General features: G+C 74.4%; 14 protein-coding genes. 5 read left to right on the top strand and 9 right to left on the bottom strand.

The genetic code is table 11. The annotated features are described in order from the left end of the window. Positions 1 to 118 precede the first annotated feature (118 nt). Positions 119 to 907: a metal-dependent hydrolase gene (locus RM844_RS06990; protein WP_311665981.1), complete on the bottom strand. Its 789-nt coding sequence runs from the start codon at positions 905 to 907 to the stop codon at positions 119 to 121. A gap of 124 nt (positions 908 to 1,031) precedes the next feature. Here RM844_RS06990 and RM844_RS06985 point away from each other — a divergent pair, with 124 nt between their 5' ends. Further along, the gene (locus RM844_RS06985) at positions 1,032 to 3,545 is read left to right on the top strand and encodes a DEAD/DEAH box helicase (protein WP_311665979.1); all 2,514 of its coding nucleotides are present in this window, start codon (positions 1,032 to 1,034) and stop codon (positions 3,543 to 3,545) included. On the opposite strand, the gene RM844_RS06980 is transcribed toward RM844_RS06985, so the two are convergent. The 4 genes from RM844_RS06980 to RM844_RS06965 form a co-directional block, all read right to left on the bottom strand. Next, positions 3,517 to 4,542: a DUF6397 family protein gene (locus RM844_RS06980; protein WP_311665976.1), complete on the bottom strand. Its 1,026-nt coding sequence runs from the start codon at positions 4,540 to 4,542 to the stop codon at positions 3,517 to 3,519. The two genes, RM844_RS06985 and RM844_RS06980, sit on opposite strands and share 29 nt — an antisense overlap. A gap of 126 nt (positions 4,543 to 4,668) precedes the next feature. Then, a complete protein-coding gene (locus RM844_RS06975) occupies positions 4,669 to 5,061 on the bottom strand; it encodes a roadblock/LC7 domain-containing protein (RefSeq protein WP_311665974.1) in 393 nt (130 codons plus the stop codon). 246 nt (positions 5,062 to 5,307) lie between these two features. After that, positions 5,308 to 5,490, bottom strand: a complete 183-nt coding sequence (locus tag RM844_RS06970; protein ID WP_311665972.1) for a hypothetical protein — start codon at positions 5,488 to 5,490, stop codon at positions 5,308 to 5,310. Positions 5,491 to 5,650: 160 nt separating this feature from the next. Next, on the bottom strand, positions 5,651 to 6,736 hold the full coding sequence (locus RM844_RS06965) for a fatty acid desaturase family protein (protein WP_311665970.1): 1,086 nt from the start codon (positions 6,734 to 6,736) through the stop codon (positions 5,651 to 5,653). Positions 6,737 to 7,032: 296 nt separating this feature from the next. Between RM844_RS06965 and RM844_RS06960 the strand changes: the two genes are divergently transcribed. Both RM844_RS06960 and RM844_RS06955 read left to right on the top strand, forming a co-directional pair. Next, the gene (locus RM844_RS06960; protein WP_311666157.1) at positions 7,033 to 9,912 is read left to right on the top strand and encodes a DEAD/DEAH box helicase; all 2,880 of its coding nucleotides are present in this window, start codon (positions 7,033 to 7,035) and stop codon (positions 9,910 to 9,912) included. Further along, a complete protein-coding gene (locus tag RM844_RS06955; RefSeq protein WP_311665968.1) occupies positions 9,909 to 11,198 on the top strand; it encodes an SWF or SNF family helicase in 1,290 nt (429 codons plus the stop codon). The genes RM844_RS06960 and RM844_RS06955 overlap by 4 nt, the downstream gene beginning before the upstream one ends. Here RM844_RS06955 and RM844_RS06950 read toward each other — a convergent pair. Next, positions 11,171 to 11,980 carry an SGNH/GDSL hydrolase family protein gene (locus RM844_RS06950; RefSeq protein ID WP_311665966.1) on the bottom strand — a complete coding sequence of 270 codons (810 nt, stop codon included), beginning with the start codon at positions 11,978 to 11,980 and terminating at the stop codon, positions 11,171 to 11,173. The two genes, RM844_RS06955 and RM844_RS06950, sit on opposite strands and share 28 nt — an antisense overlap. A 274-nt stretch (positions 11,981 to 12,254) precedes the next feature. Between RM844_RS06950 and RM844_RS06945 the strand changes: the two genes are divergently transcribed. After that, positions 12,255 to 15,176: a glycoside hydrolase family 2 TIM barrel-domain containing protein gene (locus RM844_RS06945; protein WP_311665964.1), complete on the top strand. Its 2,922-nt coding sequence runs from the start codon at positions 12,255 to 12,257 to the stop codon at positions 15,174 to 15,176. 61 nt (positions 15,177 to 15,237) lie between these two features. On the opposite strand, the gene RM844_RS06940 is transcribed toward RM844_RS06945, so the two are convergent. The 3 genes from RM844_RS06940 to RM844_RS06930 form a co-directional block, all read right to left on the bottom strand. Next, positions 15,238 to 16,047: an SAM-dependent methyltransferase gene (locus RM844_RS06940; RefSeq protein WP_311666156.1), complete on the bottom strand. Its 810-nt coding sequence runs from the start codon at positions 16,045 to 16,047 to the stop codon at positions 15,238 to 15,240. A gap of 111 nt (positions 16,048 to 16,158) precedes the next feature. After that, entirely contained in the window at positions 16,159 to 16,395 is a 237-nt protein-coding gene (locus RM844_RS06935; protein WP_311665962.1) for a DUF397 domain-containing protein, read from the bottom strand. Positions 16,396 to 16,398: 3 nt separating this feature from the next. Then, positions 16,399 to 17,265 (bottom strand): helix-turn-helix domain-containing protein, encoded by an 867-nt coding sequence (locus RM844_RS06930; protein WP_311665960.1) that lies wholly within the window; start codon positions 17,263 to 17,265, stop codon positions 16,399 to 16,401. A 137-nt stretch (positions 17,266 to 17,402) separates the two neighbouring features. On the opposite strand from RM844_RS06930, the gene RM844_RS06925 reads away from it, so the two are divergent. Then, the gene (locus RM844_RS06925; RefSeq protein ID WP_311665958.1) at positions 17,403 to 17,855 is read left to right on the top strand and encodes an ATP-binding protein; all 453 of its coding nucleotides are present in this window, start codon (positions 17,403 to 17,405) and stop codon (positions 17,853 to 17,855) included. Positions 17,856 to 18,153 lie beyond the last annotated feature (298 nt).

Here is an 18,153-nt window from a genome sequence, read left to right as displayed (position 1 = left end):
CGGCTACTGCGGCCGCTTGGTCGGCGCCAGACGCGGCCCGGCGCCGACCGCTCCCCCGGGGGTGGTCGGCGCCGGGCCGCTCCGCGTGGGCCGGGGTGGGGGGTCGGGGACCCGGGGGTCAGGGGGTGAGGACGCCGGCGGCGACGCCGCTGACCGTGCCGATCACCACGAAGGCCGGCATCAGCACCTTGTTCTCCACCCAGGCGCCGGCCCGGAAGCGCATGAAGCTGGGGGTGCCCAGCGGGTACCAGCGGCGGCCGGCGATGGGCAGCGGCCAGAGCATCGGGCAGCCGGAGATGGTGATCGAGTCGCCGAGGGTGTGCACGATGGCGCCCAGCACGATGGGCAGGCCGATCCAGGCGTAGGGCTCGTCGGTGAAGAGCCAGTTGGCGCCGTTGCCCGGCTGGTCGAGGACGCCGGCGACGATCCAGGCGCTGGCCGCGCCGAGCAGCCAGACCAGCACGTCGCTGGAGACCCGGGCCATCCGCCAGAGCAGGCCCTCGACGGCCAGCACGAGGTGGATGAAGAGGGTGACCAGCACGGCCCAGCGGCCGAAGGCGATGGCGGCGCCGGAGAAACCGGCGCCCAGCATGACGGCCCAGAGCCAGGTGTGGGTGAGGGTGCGGTGGCCGCCGCTGCGGCGGCGGTCCCTGCGGCCCCTGGTCGCGTTGTAGACGGCGGCGGAGAGCTTGTCGATGAAGCCGGCGAGGATCCGGGAGATCGGGCCGAAGGCGCGGGATATCGTCGCGTTCTTGTGGTCGAGGTCGGGGGCGAGCGCGGCGCCGGCGCAGATCAGCGTGCCGGCCACCAGGACGGGCCAGGGCATGGGGTGGTCGGCCGCCGCCGCGGCGGCGCCCACTCCCAGCCAGGCCATCGCGCCGGACAGCGAGTGCGCAGGTCCCATCATGGTTGAACTCCCCCGCCTTTTCTTCACCGTTGGGTCTTCCCCCAGCGGGACAGCGTAGCGCCATGTGATCTTCCGACGGACGGTCGGTTCTCGTTTGGGGGCCGGGGAGGGGCAGTATGGGGCGGTGACCCTAATCGATCAGATGCCACAGAACAGTGATCCCGACGCCCTCTTCGACGCGTTCTCGTCATGGGCGATGGAGCGGGGGATCAGTCTCTACCCCGCCCAGGAGGAGGCGCTGATCGAGGTGGTCTCGGGGTCCAACGTGATCCTGTCCACGCCGACCGGCTCGGGGAAGTCCCTGGTGGCGGCGGGGGCGCACTTCGCCGCGCTGGCCCGGGACCAGGTGACCTTCTACACGGCGCCGATCAAGGCCCTGGTCTCGGAGAAGTTCTTCGAGCTGTGCAAGCTGTTCGGCACCGAGAACGTCGGGATGCTGACCGGTGACGCCTCGGTGAACGCGGACGCGCCGGTGATCTGCTGCACCGCCGAGGTGCTGGCCTCGATCGCGCTGCGGGACGGGGCGCAGGCGGACGTCGGCCAGGTGGTGATGGACGAGTTCCACTTCTACGCGGAGCCGGACCGGGGGTGGGCGTGGCAGATCCCGCTGCTGGAGCTGCCGCAGGCGCAGTTCGTCCTGATGTCGGCGACGCTCGGCGACATGACGCGGTTCGAGGAGGACCTGACCCGGCGTACCGGGCGGGCGACCGCGGTGGTGCGCTCGGCGACCAGGCCGGTGCCGCTCAGCTACGAGTACCGGACGACGGGGCTGACGGAGACGCTGACGGAGCTGCTGGAGACCCATCAGGCGCCGGTCTACATCGTGCACTTCACCCAGGCGCAGGCGGTGGAGCGGGCGCAGGCGCTGATGAGCATCAACATGTGCAGCCGGGCGGAGAAGGACGAGATCGCCTCGCTGATCGGGAACTTCCGGTTCACCACGCGCTTCGGCCGGAACCTCTCCCGCTATGTGCGGCACGGGATCGGGGTGCACCACGCGGGGATGCTGCCCAAGTACCGGCGGCTGGTGGAGAAGCTGGCGCAGGCCGGGCTGTTGAAGGTGATCTGCGGCACCGACACGCTGGGCGTCGGCGTCAACGTCCCGATCCGGACGGTGTTGTTCACCGCGCTCACCAAGTACGACGGCAGTCGGGTGCGGGTGCTGCGGGCGCGGGAGTTCCACCAGATCGCGGGCCGGGCCGGCCGGGCCGGCTTCGACACCTCGGGGCTGGTGGTGGCGCAGGCCCCGGAGCACGTGGTGGAGAACGAGAAGGCGTTGGCCAAGGCCGGCGACGATCCGAAGAAGCGCCGCAAGGTGGTGCGGAAGAAGGCGCCGGAGGGCTTCGTCAACTGGAGCGAGCAGACCTTCGAGCGGCTGATCTCGGCCGATCCGGAGCCGCTGACCTCGCGGTTCCGGGTGACCCACGCGATGCTGCTGTCGGTGATCGCCCGGCCGGGCGATCCGTTCGCGGCGATGCGGCACCTGCTGGAGGACAACCACGAGCCCCGGCGGCAGCAGCTGCGGCTGATCCGGCGGGCCATCGCGATCTTCCGCTCGCTGCTCGACGGTGGGGTGGTGGAGCGGCTGCCGGAGCCGGACGCGCAGGGACGCACGGTGCGGCTGACGGTGGATCTGCAGGCCGACTTCGCCCTCAACCAGCCGCTGTCGACCTTCGCCCTGGCGGCGTTCGAGCTGCTTGATCCCGAGTCTCCCTCCTACGCGCTGGACATGGTCTCGGTGGTGGAGGCCACGCTGGACGACCCCCGGCAGATTCTGGCGGCCCAGCAGAACAAGGCCAGGGGCGAGGCGGTGGCCGAGATGAAGGCCGAGGGCGTCGAGTACGAGGAGCGGATGGAGCGGCTGATGGACATCAGCTATCCGCGCCCGCTGGACGAGCTGCTCTTCCACGCCTTCGGGCTGTACCGCAGGAGCCATCCGTGGGTGGGCGACCACCCGCTCTCCCCGAAGTCGGTCGTCCGCGACATGTACGAACGGGCGCTGACCTTCTCGGAGTTCGTCTCGTTGTACGAGCTGGCCAGGACCGAGGGCATCGTGCTGCGGTATCTGGCCGGCGCGTACAAGGCGCTGGAGCACACCGTGCCGGAGGATCTGAAGTCGGAGGACTTCCAGGACATCACGGCCTGGCTGGGCGAGTTGGTGCGGCAGGTGGACTCCAGTCTGTTGGACGAGTGGGAGCAGTTGGCGAACCCGGCGACGGAGGACGCGGAGGAGGCGCGGGAGCGCGCGGACCAGGTGCGGCCGGTGACGGCGAACGCCCGGGCGTTCCGGGTGCTGGTGCGGAACGCGATGTTCCGGCGGGTGGAGCTGGCGGCCCTTGACCGCTATCACGAGTTGGGCGAGCTGGATGGCGAGGACGGTTGGGACGCCGAGGCGTGGCGCACGGCGCTGGACGGTTACTGGGCCGAGTACGAGGAGCTGGGTACGGGGCCGGACGCCCGCGGGCCGCGGCTGCTGCGGATCGAGGAACGGCCGGAGGACGGGCTGTGGCGGGTGCGGCAGACGTTCGCCGATCCGGAGGGCGACCACGACTGGGGGATCTCCGCCGAGGTGGACCTGACCGCGTCGGACGCGGAGGGCCGGGCGGTGCTCAAGGTGACGGACGTGGGCCAGCTGTGAGCGCGGGGGGCGGCTGCTCCCTGGCGACCCGGAGGGTGGCCGCCAACTGCTCGCGGTACCAGCCGGTCTCGTCCGGCTCGCACGCCTCCAGCAGGCGGCGGACCGAGCGCCAGGGCCCGGCGGCCAGCCGCGCGGCCACCAGCGCGGGCCGTAGCCGGCCCAGAGTGGCGCGCTCCGCCGGGTTGGGCACCGTGGTGGCCAGCACGGCCGGCGGCAGGACGGCGGCTGGCACGGCCGCCGCCTCCCAGGGGCCGGGGGCCCGCCCGACCAGCACCCCCGTGCGCTGGGCCCGCCAGCGGCGGGGCCGCCAGTCCTGCCCCTGACCCAGGGCCTGCCGCAGCCCTTCGGGCAGCCGGCCGGCCAGCAGCCCTGGCCGGCGGCCGGCGAAGAGCAGCAGCTCGGCCGGAGGATAGCGCCAGGCGATCACGCCGTGCTCGGTGAGCAGGAACTCGCAGGGGCTGAAGCAACCGCCCCTGGCCAGGCGGGAGAAGCGGGCGGCGCTGATGCCGAGCAACTGGGCGCCGGCGCAGGCCCCGACCGGCTGGCTGGGGCGCCGCCCACCGCCGCGCGCCCGGCCGGCGCCGGGGCGGGGCGGGCGCTCCCAGCGGCCGGGCCGCTGGGCGTGGCGCTCGACGCCGCGCGGCCCGCGCCGGGCCCGGCCGGGCGCCGGCCGGCCCGGCGGCCAGGCCCGCCGGGCGGGCTGGTCCGGGAGGTGGGCCGGCGCGGGGGCGGCGCGGCCGGTGGGCACCCGGGTGACGTTGGGATGGCGGCCGAGGCGGGCCAGCCGCGCGCATCCGGCGCAGGCGCCCGGGCCGCGGGCGGGCGGGTGCGCGCACCCGGGGTGGTCTTCCTGGCCGGTGGGCACCCCCGGGTCGGCGTGGTCGGCGTGGTCGGCATCGACACGGCCGGTGTGGTGGGAACGGTCGGCCCGACCGGGCGGGCCAGGACGGTCGGACCGAGGAGAGCGGTCGGACCGAGGAGAGAGCTGCGTGGACATGGGGAACCTCCAGCACCCGAAAAACTACTGTCAGTAACCACAGTAGCCATGGGGGGACCCCCACCGCAACCCTGAGTCACCGATCGACGTCTTTCCGTGTCCGGGTCCGAAGAGCCTCCGCCTACCTCAGAGCGCCTCCCGCGCCGCCAACCCCATGTGCTCACCGACCTTGTTCACCAGCAGGGTCATCTCGTAGCCGACCTGACCCACGTCGGCGTCCGGCCCGGTCAGCACGCACAGACAGCTGCCGTCGCCGGCGGCGGTCACGAAGAGCACCCCGTCGTCGAACTCGATCATCGTCTGCCGGACGTCGCCACAGCGGAAGTGCTCCCCCACCCCCTTGGCGAGGCTGTGCAACCCGGAGGCGACGGCGGCCAGATGCTCCGCGCTGCTCCGCCGAAGACCCCGGCTCACCGAGGTGACCAGCCCGTCGCTTGAGAGCAACAGGACATGCCTGACCCGCGGTAGCCGCTGCGCCAGATCGTCCAACAGCCAGTCGAGAGTGGCGCTCAGTGCCATCCCAGCTCCCCCTTCTCGTAAGGCGACTGCTGTGTCAGCCTTCCCCAGCAAACGGTCGTCGGCAACCGTTTGGGCCGTACCGCTATCCGGAAGGGACCGTACCGGTTGGCGTCACGGGCCGCGGCGGCGGGCCGTGCGCCGCCGTCCAGCGGCCCAGCGGGCAGCCCGAAGGGCCCCGGTCGGTCGACCGGGGCCCTTCGAAGAACGGCGGAAAAACGTCGGACGGAGGCCGCCCGACCCGCGGGCTCAGCGACCCAGCTCCTTGCGGCCGACCCGCCGCAGCCGCGTGCGCTGCGAGGAGTCCAGCAGGAAGTAGGCACCCACCGGGACGCCCACGATCACCAGCAGGGCGATCCAGAAGTTGGTCAGAATCCAGAGCACCACCCCGGCGCCCAGCGCGCCGAGCGCGATCTTCGCTCCCCGTGACATGGTCCGCACCTCCTCGCCCGCGGCGGGACCGCCACGGCACTACGTCAACGTCTCTCCGGTGTCCACCGTTCCCCACCGAACCGGGATCGGCGGCCGGGCCCCGTCCGGAGCCCGCCCGGAAGCGGGCCCCGCGGCGCCCCGGCCCGGGGCGACGTCCCGCTCAGGCGGTGCCGCGCCGCTTGGCGCGGTGCTCGGCCCGGGCCTCGGCGCCGACGCCGTGCATGTGGCCGAGGGCCTGCCGGTAGGAGTCGACCAGCGAGGTGTCGGCGTAGGAGACGCCGATCGACCGGCAGTAGTCGCGGACCAGTGGCTGCGCCTTGCGCAGGTTCATCCGGGGCATGCTCGGGAAGAGGTGGTGCTCGATCTGGTAGTTGAGGCCCCCCATCATCCAGTCGGTGACCGGCCCGCCGTGGACGTTCCGCGAGGTGAGCACCTGCTTGCGGAGGTGGCCCCAGCGGACGTCCGGGTCGGGCATCTCCATGCCCTTGTGGTTCGGGGCGAAGACCGAGCCGAGGTGCAGACCGAAGAGCATGTGGTGCACGGCCACGAAGAGGAGCGCCTTGCCCCAGCCAAGGGTGCCGAAGACCAGCGCCACGTAGGCGATCACGTGGACGACCAGCAGCACCGACTCCAGCACCCGGGCGCCGCGCTGGCGCTCCCAGCCCTCGCCGCTCAGCAGCATCCGGACGCCGGAGACCTTGAGGTTGACGCCTTCGAGCAGCAGCAGCGGGAAGAAGAGCCGGGCCTGGTGCCGGGTGAGCCAGTTGGCCAGGCCCGCGCGGTTCTCCGCCTGCTTCTCGGTCCACACCAGGACGCCCTCGCCGACGTCGGGGTCCTTGCCGACGTGGTTGGGGTTGGCGTGGTGCCGGTTGTGCTTGTCGTTCCACCAGGCCGAGCTCATGCCCAGCAGCAGGTTGCCGTGGACGTAGCCGAGCCACCGGTTGACCTTGCGGCTGGACGCTATCTGGGAGTGGCCCGCGTCATGGCCGTAGAACGCGGTGCGGGTGGAGAAGAGCGCGAACGGGACGGCCAGCGCCACGCTCCACCAGGAGTCCCCGAGCACCAGCACGCCGGCGACCACCGCGGCGAACGCCAGGGCGTTGACCGTCAGCCCCACCACGTAGGCGCCGTGGCGCCGGTCCAGCAGCCCCTCCGCCTTGATCTGCCGCATCAGCGGTGTGAACTCTCCCGCGTCGGGCGTCGCGGACGCGCGCGACGCGGGAGAGATGACGGTGGCCTCTGGCATGGGAACTCCGGTGCTGGGAATGACGTTTTCGAAATCCTATGAACCGCTCACGGTGCGTTGCCAGGGCCGCAACCCCCCGAGGGGGGTGTACCCAGCTCCACCATAGGCGGGCGATTGGCCCCACTTTGTCCCGCTGTCGGCATTTCGACTTCCGTCGCTCCTCGGGTACGCTCGGCCCCCGCCACGCCGGCTAGTCAAATTTGAGGAGACGCGTGTCAGCGAGCCCGCCCTCCCCCGCACAGATCGCCGTCCTGCACGGCTGCGCCGCCACCGTGCTGCCCGCCGACCCCCCGAGGATGAGCCGGGTCGCCTTCTGGCGTCCCGACGGCGCGCCGCCCGGAGCGCCGGGGCTGCCCGAGGAGGAGCTGACGGTGGCGCTGCCCGCGCCCGACGGGACGATCGCCCTGGTCACCGTACCGGCCGTCCTGCTGTCGGTCCGGGTGGCCCTGCCGGTGCTGACCCGGGCGCGCGCCACGGCCCGGGCGACGGCGGCCGCCGCCTACTGGGGCGGCGCCGCCGTGCTGGCCCTGCAACTGGCCGCCCAGGGCCGGCTGTTGCCGGGGGTCACCGCGGGCGACCACGACGCCTGGCGGCTGGGGCCGCTGACCGCCGCGGACGGCGAGCGGCTGCGCGAGCTGGCGGCCGCGATGCCGCCGCACGCGCACGCCGTGCCGCTGCCCGCCGACGGCCCGACCGACGGCGCCGGTGGGGAGCCGGCGGAGCCGGCCGGGCCGCTGCTGCCGCGCCCGGCCGAGCTGCTGCGCGCCTTCCTGGACGCGGTGGCCGACGGCCTGCCGCGCAGCCCGGCCGCCGCCCTGGCCACCGGCTCCGCCGCGTACGCCGCGCCGGAGCCGGTCCGGGTCCCGGAGCGCCGGGCCTGGGCCACCGAGGTGGCCGCCGGCCACGACGCCGGGGTGCGGCTCTCGCTGCGGGTGGAACTGCTGGCGCCGCTCGGCGCCGCGCCCGAGGACGCCGACCGGGAGCCGGCCCCCCGGTTCCGCGCGGTGCTCCAGGCGCACAGCCTGGCCGACCCGGCGGTGGTGGTGGACGCCGCCGCGCTCTGGGCCGAACCCGGCCCGTCCGGAGCGCACTTCGGGCCGGCGGCCCGGCGCGCCGCGCTGCTCGCGCTGCGCCGGGCGGCGGCCGCCTGGGAGCCGCTCTCGCCGCTGCTGACCGGGGCGGTGCCGGACGCGGTGGAGCTGGCCGACGAGGAGGTCGGCGAGCTGCTGGCCGAGTCGACCCACCGGGCGCTGACCGCCGCCGGGCTGGCGGTGCACTGGCCGCGGAAGTTGGTGCGCACGCTCACCGCGCACGCCGAGATCGGCCCGACCGGGCCGTCCGACGAGCCCCGCGAGCCGTCCGCCGGGCTGCTCTCGCCCGGCGCGCTGCTGGCCTTCGACTGGCGCTTCGCGGTCGGTGACATCCCGCTCAGCCGTGCCGAGTTGGACCGGCTGGCCGAGGACGGCCGGCCGCTGGTGCGGCTGCGCGACCAGTGGGTGCTGCTGGCCCCCGACGAGCTGCGCCGGGCCAGGGCGCGGCAGGACGGCAAGGTCACCGTGGGGCAGGCGCTGAACGCGGTGCTGACCGGTGACACCGAGGCGGACGGCCGGCTGGTCCCGGTCCGGGCCACCGGCTGGCTGGCCACCCTGCGGGAGCGGCTGGCCGACCCGGAACGGGCCGACGCCGAGCCGGTCGAGCCGCCGCCGGCGCTGCGCGCCACGCTCCGCGCCTACCAGCGGCGCGGCCTGGACTGGCTGCACCGGATGACCTCGCTGGGCCTGGGCGCCTGCCTGGCCGACGACATGGGGCTCGGGAAGACCGTCACGCTGATCGCGCTGCACCTGCACCGGCAGCGGACGGCGGCGACGGCCGGGCCGACGCTGGTGGTGGCGCCCGCCTCGCTGCTGGGCAACTGGCAGCGGGAGATCGGCACGTTCGCACCGGGCACGCCGGTGCGCCGCTTCCACGGCCAGCAGCGGGAGCTGTCCGAGCTGGCGCCCGACGCGTTCGTGCTGACCACCTACGGCACCATGCGGCGGGACGCGGACCGGCTGGCCGAGGTCGGCTGGTCGCTGCTGGTCGCCGACGAGGCGCAGCAGGTGAAGAACGCGTTCTCGGCGACGGCCGGGCGGCTGCGCACCATCCCGGCGGGCGCCCGGGTGGCGTTGACCGGCACGCCGGTGGAGAACAACCTCTCCGAGCTGTGGGCGATCCTGGACTGGACGACGCCCGGGCTGCTCGGCCCGCTGGCCGCGTTCCGCCGGCGGTTCGCCGACGCGGCCGAGGACGGGGCCGACCCGGCGGCGACCGAGCGGCTGGCCCGGCTGGTCCGGCCGTTCCTGCTGCGGCGGCGGAAGTCCGACCCGGGGATCGCGCCGGAGCTGCCGCCGAAGACCGAGACCGACCGGTCCGTGACGCTCACCGCCGAACAGGCCGGCCTCTACGAGGCGGTGGTCCGCGAGGGACTGGCCGAGGTGGCCGAGAGCGCCGGGGTCGAGCGGCGCGGACTGGTCGTCAAGCTGCTCACCTCCCTCAAGCAGATCTGCAACCACCCGGCGCAGTTCCTCAAGGAGGAGCGGCCGCGGCTGGCCGGCCGGTCGGGGAAGCTGGCGGTCTTCGACGAGCTGATCGACGCCATCGTGGCGGGCGGCGCGAGCGTGCTGGTCTTCACCCAGTACGTGCGGATGGCGCGGCTGCTGGAGGCCCGGCTGGCGGAGCGCGGGGTGGGCAGCCTGCTGCTGCACGGCGGGACGCCGGTGGCCCGCCGGGAGGAGCTGGTGCGCCGGTTCACCGCGGGCGAGGCGCCGGTCTTCCTGCTCTCGCTGCGGGCCGCCGGCACCGGACTCAACCTCACCAGGGCGGAGCACGTGGTGCACTTCGACCGCTGGTGGAACCCGGCGGTGGAGGCGCAGGCCACCGACCGGGCCTACCGGATCGGGCAGGACCGGCCGGTGCGGGTCCACCGGCTGGTCACGGAGGGCACCATCGAGGAGCGGATCGCCGCCCTGCTGCGGCGCAAGCAGGCGCTGGCGGACGCGGTGCTCGGCGGCGGCGAGGCGGCGTTGACCGAGCTGAGCGACGCCGAGCTGGCGGAGCTGGTGACGCTGCGCCGGGACCACGCCCGTCCGGCACCTGACCAACGGGACGTCACCACCACGCGAAGGAGCGTCCGATGACTGACGAGGTGGTGCTGGCGCCGCTGCCGCCGGCCCGGGGCCGCGGGTTCGCTGGCACCTGGTGGGGCCTGGCCTGGCTGCGCGCGCTGGAGGACGGCGCGCTGGACACGGAGCGGCTGCGGCAGGGGCGGCGGCACGCCAGGGCCGGCGCGGTGGGCGCGGTGTCGGTGCGGCCCGGCCGGCTCACCTCGGTGGTGCGGACCGCCGGGGAGGACGCGCGGCGCGCGGACGTGCTGCTGCGCCCGCTGGACGCGGCGGAGTGGGACCGGCTGCTGGAGACGGCCGCGCGGGAGGCGGGCCATCTGGCGGCCCTGCTGGACGCGGAGCTGCCGCCCGCGCTGGTCGCGGACGCGGCCGCCGCCGGCGTCGAACTGCTGCCGGGAATCGGGGACCTGGAGCCGACCTGCGAGTGCGGCGAGTGGGACCACTGCGCGCACACGGCGGCGCTGTGCTACCAGACGGCCCGGCTGCTGGACGCTGACCCCTTCCTGCTGCTGCGGCTGCGCGGGCTCGGGCAGCCGCAGCTGCTGGCCGAGCTGCGGCGGCGGAGCACCGCGCGGGCGGCGGCGGCCGGGCCGGCCGAACCGGCCGGGGTGCCGGCGGCCGAGGCGTACGCCAGGCCGGTGCCGGCGCTGCCGGCGCCGCCGGCGGTTGCCGGGCCGCCCGGGCCGGTGCCCGGGCTGGCCACGCCGGGGGTGGCGGGCGAACCGGACGTCGCCGCGCTGGAGTTCCTGGCCGGCGACGCGGCGCGGCGGGCCGGCCGGCTGCTGGCCCAGGCGCTGGCCGCCGGCCATGCCGAGCGGGCGCAGGAGCCGGAGCTGGAGCGCTGGCCGGACGCGGTGCGGATGGCGGCGGACGGCGCGCCGCCGCCGGGGGTGGCCCGCCGGCTGGCGGCCGGCTGTGGGCGCGGCGGGGTGGAGCTGGCGTTGGCGGTGGCCGCCTGGCGGGTCGGCGGGGCGCGGGCGCTCGCGGTGCTGGAGGCGGCGGACGAGGGGCCGGATCCGCGCGCGGCCGAGCAGTTGGCGCTGGCCTTCGCCGACGTGGAGCCGCGCCCGGTGCTGCGCGGCACCGGCAACCGCTGGACGGTGCGCGGGGCGGACGTGCAGCTGCGCTACGGGGCGGGCCGGTGGTGGCCCTACCGCCGGCGGCGGGGGCGGTGGTGGCCGGCCGGGCCGGCCGAGCCGGACCCGGTGACGGCGCTGGCCGCCGCCCGGGACGGGGAGTCCTGGGCGACGGCCGGGCCGCTCGCTGACGCCGGTCAGGCCAGCGACTCGAAGACGGCGTAGTAGCCGCCGGACTGGCCCTCGGCCGTCGGGTGGTAGGAGTCCCCGATCGGCACGGTGACGCTGTGCAGCCACTCGTCGGCCGAGCAGATCTCGTGGCCGGTGAAGACCTGCCGGACGTCGCCGTAGGTGAAGCCGTGGCTGGCGGCGCGGTCGCTGATCACGGCGCTGAGCTGGTCGGCGGCGTCGTTGATGGCGGCCCGGGACTCCTCGCTGATGCCGAGCACGCAGGAGCCGTCCAGCTCGTAGAAGCGCGGGTAGCCGAGCACCACCACCTCGGCGTTGGGGGCGGCTCCGGTGATGGCCTGGTAGGCGTCGTCCAGCCGGCCGGGCAGGGTGGCCTGGGCGAACTCGTTGGCCTCGGCGACGGCCGCCAGGCAGGCCTCGGTGCCCTGGAGGACGCAGGTCTGCATGGTGTCGGCGAAGCCCGCGTCGTTGCCGCCGATGCTGACGCTGACCAGGGTGGTGGCGGCGCTCAGGGCGCCGACCTGCTCGTTGATCAGGTCGCTGGTCACCGCGCCGGAACAGGCCGCGAACGCGAAGGAGTCGGGGGCGTTGGCGTCCGCCCACAGCTCCGGGTAGGCGACGGTGGAGCGCTTGCAGTCGCCGCTGGCGTCGTCGTAGGAGCCGGCGCCCACGCCGGAGGAGTAGGAGTCGCCCAGGGCCACGTAGTCGACGGCCGCGGTGGGGGACGCGGTCGCCTGGGCGGCGGTGGGGGTGAGGGCGGTGACGCCGAGGACGGCGGCCGTGGTGACGGCCACCGTCAGGCAGCGGCGTGCGTTCATGGAACCTCCCGAGGGATTCGTGGGGGGACGGGTGGTGCCCCGCCCTTACCCCGTGCAAATCGTGTCCATGCCAGGCGGGTTGGGTCGCCCCCTGTTCAACGAGCGGGCCGCCGCCGGGCAATGGGCTGTTCGGGGAGCGGCGCTGGCCGGGGGGCCGGCGGCGCGCTTTCCTGGAGGTCTTGTCGAAGAGCCGGTCGCCGTTCTAGCGTCTTCCAACACCACGCAACACTTCTCAACATGCGGCCGGCTGGGTGGTCGCTATCCAAGGAGACTCATGCAGACTCGGCCCGAGGATGCCCAACTCCCTTACTACGAGGACTTCTCGCCCGGGACCGGCAGCCTCCCGCCCCGTGCCTGGTACCCGTCGTCCGACGCGGCCCGGCTCTCCCTCAACGGCACCTGGGACTTCCGTCTCTCCCCCACCGCCGAGGGCGCCGACACCGCGTTCAGCGGCGACGACCCGGCCGCCACCGCCGGCTGGGACCAGTTGGCCGTGCCGGGGCACTGGGTGCTCCAGGGCCACGGCGAGCCGGCCTACACCAACGTCCGCTACCCGTTCCCCGTCGACCCGCCGCACGTCCCGACGGAGAACCCGACCGGCGACCACCGCCGGGTGTTCGACCTGCCCGAGGGCTGGCCGACCGACGGCGAGACGGTGCTGCGCTTCGACGGCGTGGAGTCCTGCGCCCGGGTCTGGCTCAACGGGCAGGAGCTGGGCACCTTCCAGGGCAGCCGGCTGCCGCACGAGTTCGCCGTCGGCCACCTGCTGCGCCCCGCCGGCAACGTGCTCGCCGTCCGGGTCCACCAGTGGTCGGCCGGGTCCTACCTGGAGGACCAGGACATGTGGTGGCTGCCCGGCATCTTCCGCGACGTCACCCTGCTGCACCGCCCGGTGGGCTCGGCCGCCGACTTCTTCACCCACGCCGGCTACGACCACACCACAGGCGAGGGCGTGCTGCGCGTCGACTCCGAGGTGCCGGGCCGGGTCCTGGTCCCCGAACTCGGCCTCGACCTGGCCACCGGCGAGGAGGCCAGGCTCCCCGTCGAGCCGTGGACGGCCGAGACCCCCCGGCTCTACGCCGGCGAGCTGGTCACCGCCGGCGAACGGGTGGCGCTGCGGATCGGCTTCCGCACCGTCCGGATCGAGGACGGCGTGCTGAAGGTCAACGGCCGCCGGATCCTCTTCCGGGGCGTCAACCGGCACGAGTTCCACCCCGAGCGCGGCCGGGCCCTGACCTCGGAGACCATGCGCGAGGACGTGCTGCTGATGAAGCGGAACAACGTCAACGCCGTCCGCACCAGCCACTACCCGCCGCACCCGGCGTTCCTCCAGCTCTGCGACGAGCTGGGCCTGTGGGTCATCGACGAGTGCGACCTGGAGACCCACGGCTTCGTCGACTTCGAGGACTGGCGCGGCAACCCGGTGGCCGACGAGCGGTTCACGCCCGCGCTGCTGGACCGCGCCGAGCGGATGGTGGAGCGGGACAAGAACCACCCCTCGGTGGTCATCTGGTCGCTGGGCAACGAGTGCGGCGCCGGCGACGGGCTGACCGCCATGGCCGACTGGATACGCGCCCGCGACCCGGAGCGCCCGATCCACTACGAGAACGACCGCACCTCACGGGACAGCGACATCTACTCCCGGATGTACGCCTCGCACGCCGAGGTGGAGCTGATCGGCCAGCGGGCCGAGGAGGCGCTGGACGACCCGGAGCTGGACGCGCACCGCCGCGCCTCGCCATTCCTGCTCTGCGAGTACGCGCACGCGATGGGCAACGGGCCCGGCGGACTGACCGAGTACCAGCGGCTGTTCCGGGAGTACGAACGCTGCCAGGGCGGGTTCGTCTGGGAGTGGATCGACCACGGCCTGCCCAAGGTCACCGCCGACGGCGTCCCCTACTTCGGCTACGGCGGCGACTTCGGCGAGGAGCTGCACGACGGCAACTTCGTCTGCGACGGGCTGCTCTTCCCCGACCGCACGCCGTCGCCGGGGATGACCGAGTTCCGCAAGGTCATCGAGCCGGTGCTGCTGACCGCCGACCCGGAGACCGGGCTGGTCACCGTCACCAACGACCAGGACTTCGCCGACCTGTCGGCGCTGGCCTTCGAGTGGGCCTACGAGGTGGACGGCGAGAGCGTGGCCGGCGGGCCGCTGACCGTGCCGCCGCTGGGCCCCGGCGAGAGCGCCCGGGTGCCGCTGCCCGGCCGGCCCGGCACCGACCGGCCCGGCACCGCGGTGTGGACCTTCCGCGCGGTGCTGGCCGACGACACCGCCTGGGCGCCGCGCGGGCACCTGGTCGCCTGGGGCCAGCTGGTCGCCGCCGAGGCCGCGGCGCCGCCCGCCGTCGCCGGCCCGGCGCCCCGCCGGGCCGGCGACGTGATCGAGCTGGGCGCGGCCGTCTTCGACGGCACGACCGGCGCGCTGCTGCGGCTGGGCGACCTGGCGCTGCCGCACGCGCCCCGGCTGGACGTCTGGCGCGCCCCCACCGACAACGACCTGGGCGCCGCCTGGCAGACCGAGGACCGGCACGGCGAGCTGTGGCGGGCGCTGGGGCTGCACCGGATGCGGCACCGGCTGGCCGGCGTCGAACTCGGCGAGCGCGCGCTGACGGTGCGGACCCGGGTGGCGCCGGCCGCCGCCGAGGTGGGGCTGGCCACCAGCTACACGTGGCAGGCCGAGGGGGACGCGCTGGTGCTGCGGGTGAGCGTGCTCCCCGACGGCCCCTGGCGGACCACCCTGCCGAAGGTGGGTCTGCGGCTGGGGCTGCCGGCCGAGTTCGGCTCGGTCACCTGGTTCGGCGGCGGACCGGGCGAGGCCTACCCCGACACCCGGCGGGCCTCGGTCCTGGGCCGCTACCGGTCGTCCGTCGACGCGCTCCAGACGCCGTACGTGCGGCCGCAGGAGAACGGCGCGCGGGCCGACGTCCGGTGGGTCGAGCTGCGGGCCGACTCGGGGCCGGCGCTGCGGGTGGACGCGGTGGACGAGCCGTTCTACCTGACCGCGCGGCGCTGGACCAGCGAGCACCTGGACGCCGCCGAGCACACCAGCGACCTGGTCCCGTCGGACACCGTCTGGGTCAACCTGGACCACGCCCAGCACGGCATCGGCAGCCAGTCCTGCGGCCCGGGCCCGCTGCCGGAGTACCACCTGCGGCCCCGCGCGTTCCACTTCGCGCTGCGGCTGAGCGCCGCCTGACCGACCGGGCCCCGGGCGGTCACGCGCCGCCCGGGGCCCGGCGGTCACGCCGAGGTCGGGGTCACGGCTTGACGCCGACCCCCGCGTAGAAGCCGAGGCCGCGCAGCTCGGCGGAGTCCGGCACCGGACTGTCCGGGTTCCAGAACGGCGGCTGCACCAGGCCCGGCTCCAGCAGCTCGAAGCCCTCGAAGTAGGACTCCACCACCGAGCGGGTGCGCAGCGTCAGCGAGGCGGTGGCGTTGTCGTAGACGCCCCGCACCGCCCGCAGCCGCTCCGCGTCGTGGAAGTCGAGGGTGGCGTGGCTGAGCACCAGGCAACTGCCGGGCGCCAGCGCCGAGGTCAGCTCGCGCACCAGCTCGCCCGGGTGCTCGTCGTCGTCCACGAAGTGCAGGATGGCCACCAGCAGCAGCGCCACCGGCTGGTCGAAGTCGATCAGCTCCCGCACCATCGGGTGCGCCAGGACCGAGGCGGGCTCCCGCAGGTCGGCGAGGGCGAAGGCGGCGTTCCCCTCGTTGGTCAGCTTGGCGCCCGCGTAGGTGCTGACGATCGGGTCGTTGTCCACGTAGGCGACCCGGACGCCGTCGTCGACCTCCCGGGCCACCTGGTGGGTGTTGGGGGCGGTCGGTATGCCGGTGCCGATGTCCAGCACCTGCCGCACGCCGCGGCGGACCACCGCCCGGGTGGCCCGGTGCAGGAAGGCGCGGTTCTCCCGGGCGGCCGGCCGGATGTCCGGCAGCAGGGCGATCACCCGCTCCGCCGCGGTCCGGTCCACCTCGTAGTTGTCCTGGCCACCCAGGTAGTAGTCGTACATCCGGGCCGGATGCGGCCGACTGGTGTCGATCTCCTCCGGCCCGAAGCCCACCACGCTCATGCTCACCCGCCCCTTTCCTCGACTGCCGTGCCGAACACCGTCGTTGACCATCGCGGGGCCCGCGCCCCCGGTACGCGGGCCCCGCGACGACTGACCCCCCACCCGGTGGGATCACACCAGGAGGTAGTCGGCCTCGCCCGACTTCACTCCCTCGATGAAGGTCGCCATCTCGTGCAGCGAGCAGATCAGCGCCGGCCCCTCCGGGTCGGTCGACTGCCGCAACGCCACCCGGCCGTCGGTGAGGCGCATGGCCTCCACGCAACTGCCTCCGTTGCCGCCACTCCAGGGCTTCACCCAGCCCTCCGTCCCCAGATGGGCGGCCGGCATACCGTTGTAAATGCGATCCATGGTTCAGATCTCCTTGCGAATACCACTGAGGATGGCCTCAGTGCGGTGCACTGGCGCGGCTTGCGCGCACATCCGGTCCAGGGCCTCCCGGAACGTCGAGACATCGTCGCGCTGGTCGAAGTACGCGGCTCCGACCAGGTTCTCCGCGCAGGCGATGTCGGACAGCTCGGGGATGGGGAACCGGAAGAGGTGGAACGGCCCGTACATGGCCGGATGCGGCCCGGCCGCGAACGGCATGACCTGGAGCCGGACGTACGGCAGGGCGGAGGCCTCGATCAGCCGGGTGAGCTGGCCGCGCAGCACGTTGGGGTGGCCCACCGGGCGGCGCAGCACCGTCTCGTCCATGACGATCCACAGCAGCGGCGGATGCGGCCGGTTGAGCAGCTCCTGCCGGTCCAGCCGCAGCGACACCAGCCGCTCGATCTCCTCGGCCGGGGCGTACGGCATCCCGGCCCGCAGCACGGTGGTGGCGTACGCCTCGGTCTGCAACAGGCCGGGCACGTAGTGCGGCTCGTAGGCCCGGATCTGGTCCGCCTCCGCCTCCAGGCTGACGAAGGCGCTGAACCACTCGGGCAGCACGTCGCGGTAACGGTGCCACCAGCCGGGCCGGTTGGCCTCCCGGACCAGGGCGAGGAAGGCGTCGATCTCCGCCTGGTCGGCGAGGCCGTAGCTGCGCAGCAGCTTCTCGACATAGGGGACCTTGAGGCCGACCTGGGCCTTCTCCATCCGTCTGATGGTGGCGTGGGTGACGTCCAGCGCCCGCCCCGCCTCCTCGAAGGAGAGCCCGGCCGCCTCCCGCAGGTCCTGGAGGCGACGGCCGAGCACCACCCGCAACGCGGTGGCGGCCCCGCCACCCTGCCCACCGGCCACTACCTCACCCCGCCAACTGCCGTCATGGGCAAGGAGTCTGCCATGCCGTCAGCCCCGGCAACAGACTGGAAGCAGCGATTCTGAAAATTGCAGGATGGCTCTTGCCGGATGCGAGGGACAGCCCGCACAGTAGTCCCGTGGCTTCCTCTTCGCGCGTCGACCCCGTGGTGTGGCAGAACGGCTCCACACCGCCGAGCGGCTGTCTGCGGTTCCGGCTGCCGGCCATCCCGACCTCGGCGGCCGAGGCCCGCCGGCTCACCCGTGAGCAGCTGCGGGAGTGGCGCATGCCCGGCGAGGCCAGCGACAGCGCCCAGTTGGTGATCTCGGAGTTGGTGACCAACGCGCTGCGGCACACCGAGAGCGACACCGTGGGGTGCGAAGTGCGGCTGCTGGGCTCGTTGTTGCGGGTGGCGGTGGCCAGCGAGGGGTCCGGGCCGCGCGGCGCGCCGCGGACGGCGGGCACGGAGGACGAGGGCGGCCGGGGGCTGCTGCTGGTCTGCTCGCTGGCCCAGGTCTGGGGCGTCCGCCCGCACGACGCCGGCGCCGGACACGTGGTCTGGGCCGACCTGCCGCTCGACACCGCGGCCTGACGGCGGCCGGCCGCCGACCGCCGACCGCCGAGCGAACACCCGACCGGCCCGCGTTGCCCCGTCCGGTGCACCACGGGACCCCGACCAGGGGCACCGGTGGGCGCCCGGCCAGCGCGCCGACCACGGATACCGCGCCCGCCGTGCCATAACTGACGGTGACAAGCATCACCAGGAACCCCCGCGGGCTCGGCCCCGCCCGCGGCGGCCGGCCCGCCGGACCGGTGGCGGCGCCGGGGCCGACGGGAGCGAAACCGCAGGACCACGGGGTGGCCGGCCGCCCGCCGGCGGCCCCCGGGGC

The sequence above is a fragment of the Streptomyces chisholmiae genome, from assembly GCF_031845445.1.
Lineage (GTDB): Bacteria > Actinomycetota > Actinomycetes > Streptomycetales > Streptomycetaceae > Streptomyces > Streptomyces chisholmiae.
The sequence above is the reverse complement of the archived record's forward strand: the minus strand, read 5'-3'. Positions and strand labels throughout refer to the sequence as shown.

Excerpts from the sequence above, each read along its gene's own strand:
- RM844_RS06945 (WP_311665964.1), top strand. The coding sequence starts at position 12,255 with ATGCAGACTCGGCCCGAGGATGCCCAACTCCCTTACTACGAGGACTTC.
- RM844_RS06940 (WP_311666156.1), bottom strand. The coding sequence starts at position 16,047 with ATGAGCGTGGTGGGCTTCGGGCCGGAGGAGATCGACACCAGTCGGCCG.
- RM844_RS06990 (WP_311665981.1), bottom strand. The coding sequence starts at position 907 with ATGATGGGACCTGCGCACTCGCTGTCCGGCGCGATGGCCTGGCTGGGA.
- RM844_RS06980 (WP_311665976.1), bottom strand. The coding sequence starts at position 4,542 with ATGTCCACGCAGCTCTCTCCTCGGTCCGACCGCTCTCCTCGGTCCGAC.
- RM844_RS06935 (WP_311665962.1), bottom strand. The coding sequence starts at position 16,395 with ATGGATCGCATTTACAACGGTATGCCGGCCGCCCATCTGGGGACGGAG.
- RM844_RS06965 (WP_311665970.1), bottom strand. The coding sequence starts at position 6,736 with ATGCCAGAGGCCACCGTCATCTCTCCCGCGTCGCGCGCGTCCGCGACG.
- RM844_RS06955 (WP_311665968.1), top strand. The coding sequence starts at position 9,909 with ATGACTGACGAGGTGGTGCTGGCGCCGCTGCCGCCGGCCCGGGGCCGC.
- RM844_RS06960 (WP_311666157.1), top strand. The coding sequence starts at position 7,033 with ATGAGCCGGGTCGCCTTCTGGCGTCCCGACGGCGCGCCGCCCGGAGCG.
- RM844_RS06975 (WP_311665974.1), bottom strand. The coding sequence starts at position 5,061 with ATGGCACTGAGCGCCACTCTCGACTGGCTGTTGGACGATCTGGCGCAG.
- RM844_RS06970 (WP_311665972.1), bottom strand. The coding sequence starts at position 5,490 with ATGTCACGGGGAGCGAAGATCGCGCTCGGCGCGCTGGGCGCCGGGGTG.
- RM844_RS06950 (WP_311665966.1), bottom strand. The coding sequence starts at position 11,980 with ATGAACGCACGCCGCTGCCTGACGGTGGCCGTCACCACGGCCGCCGTC.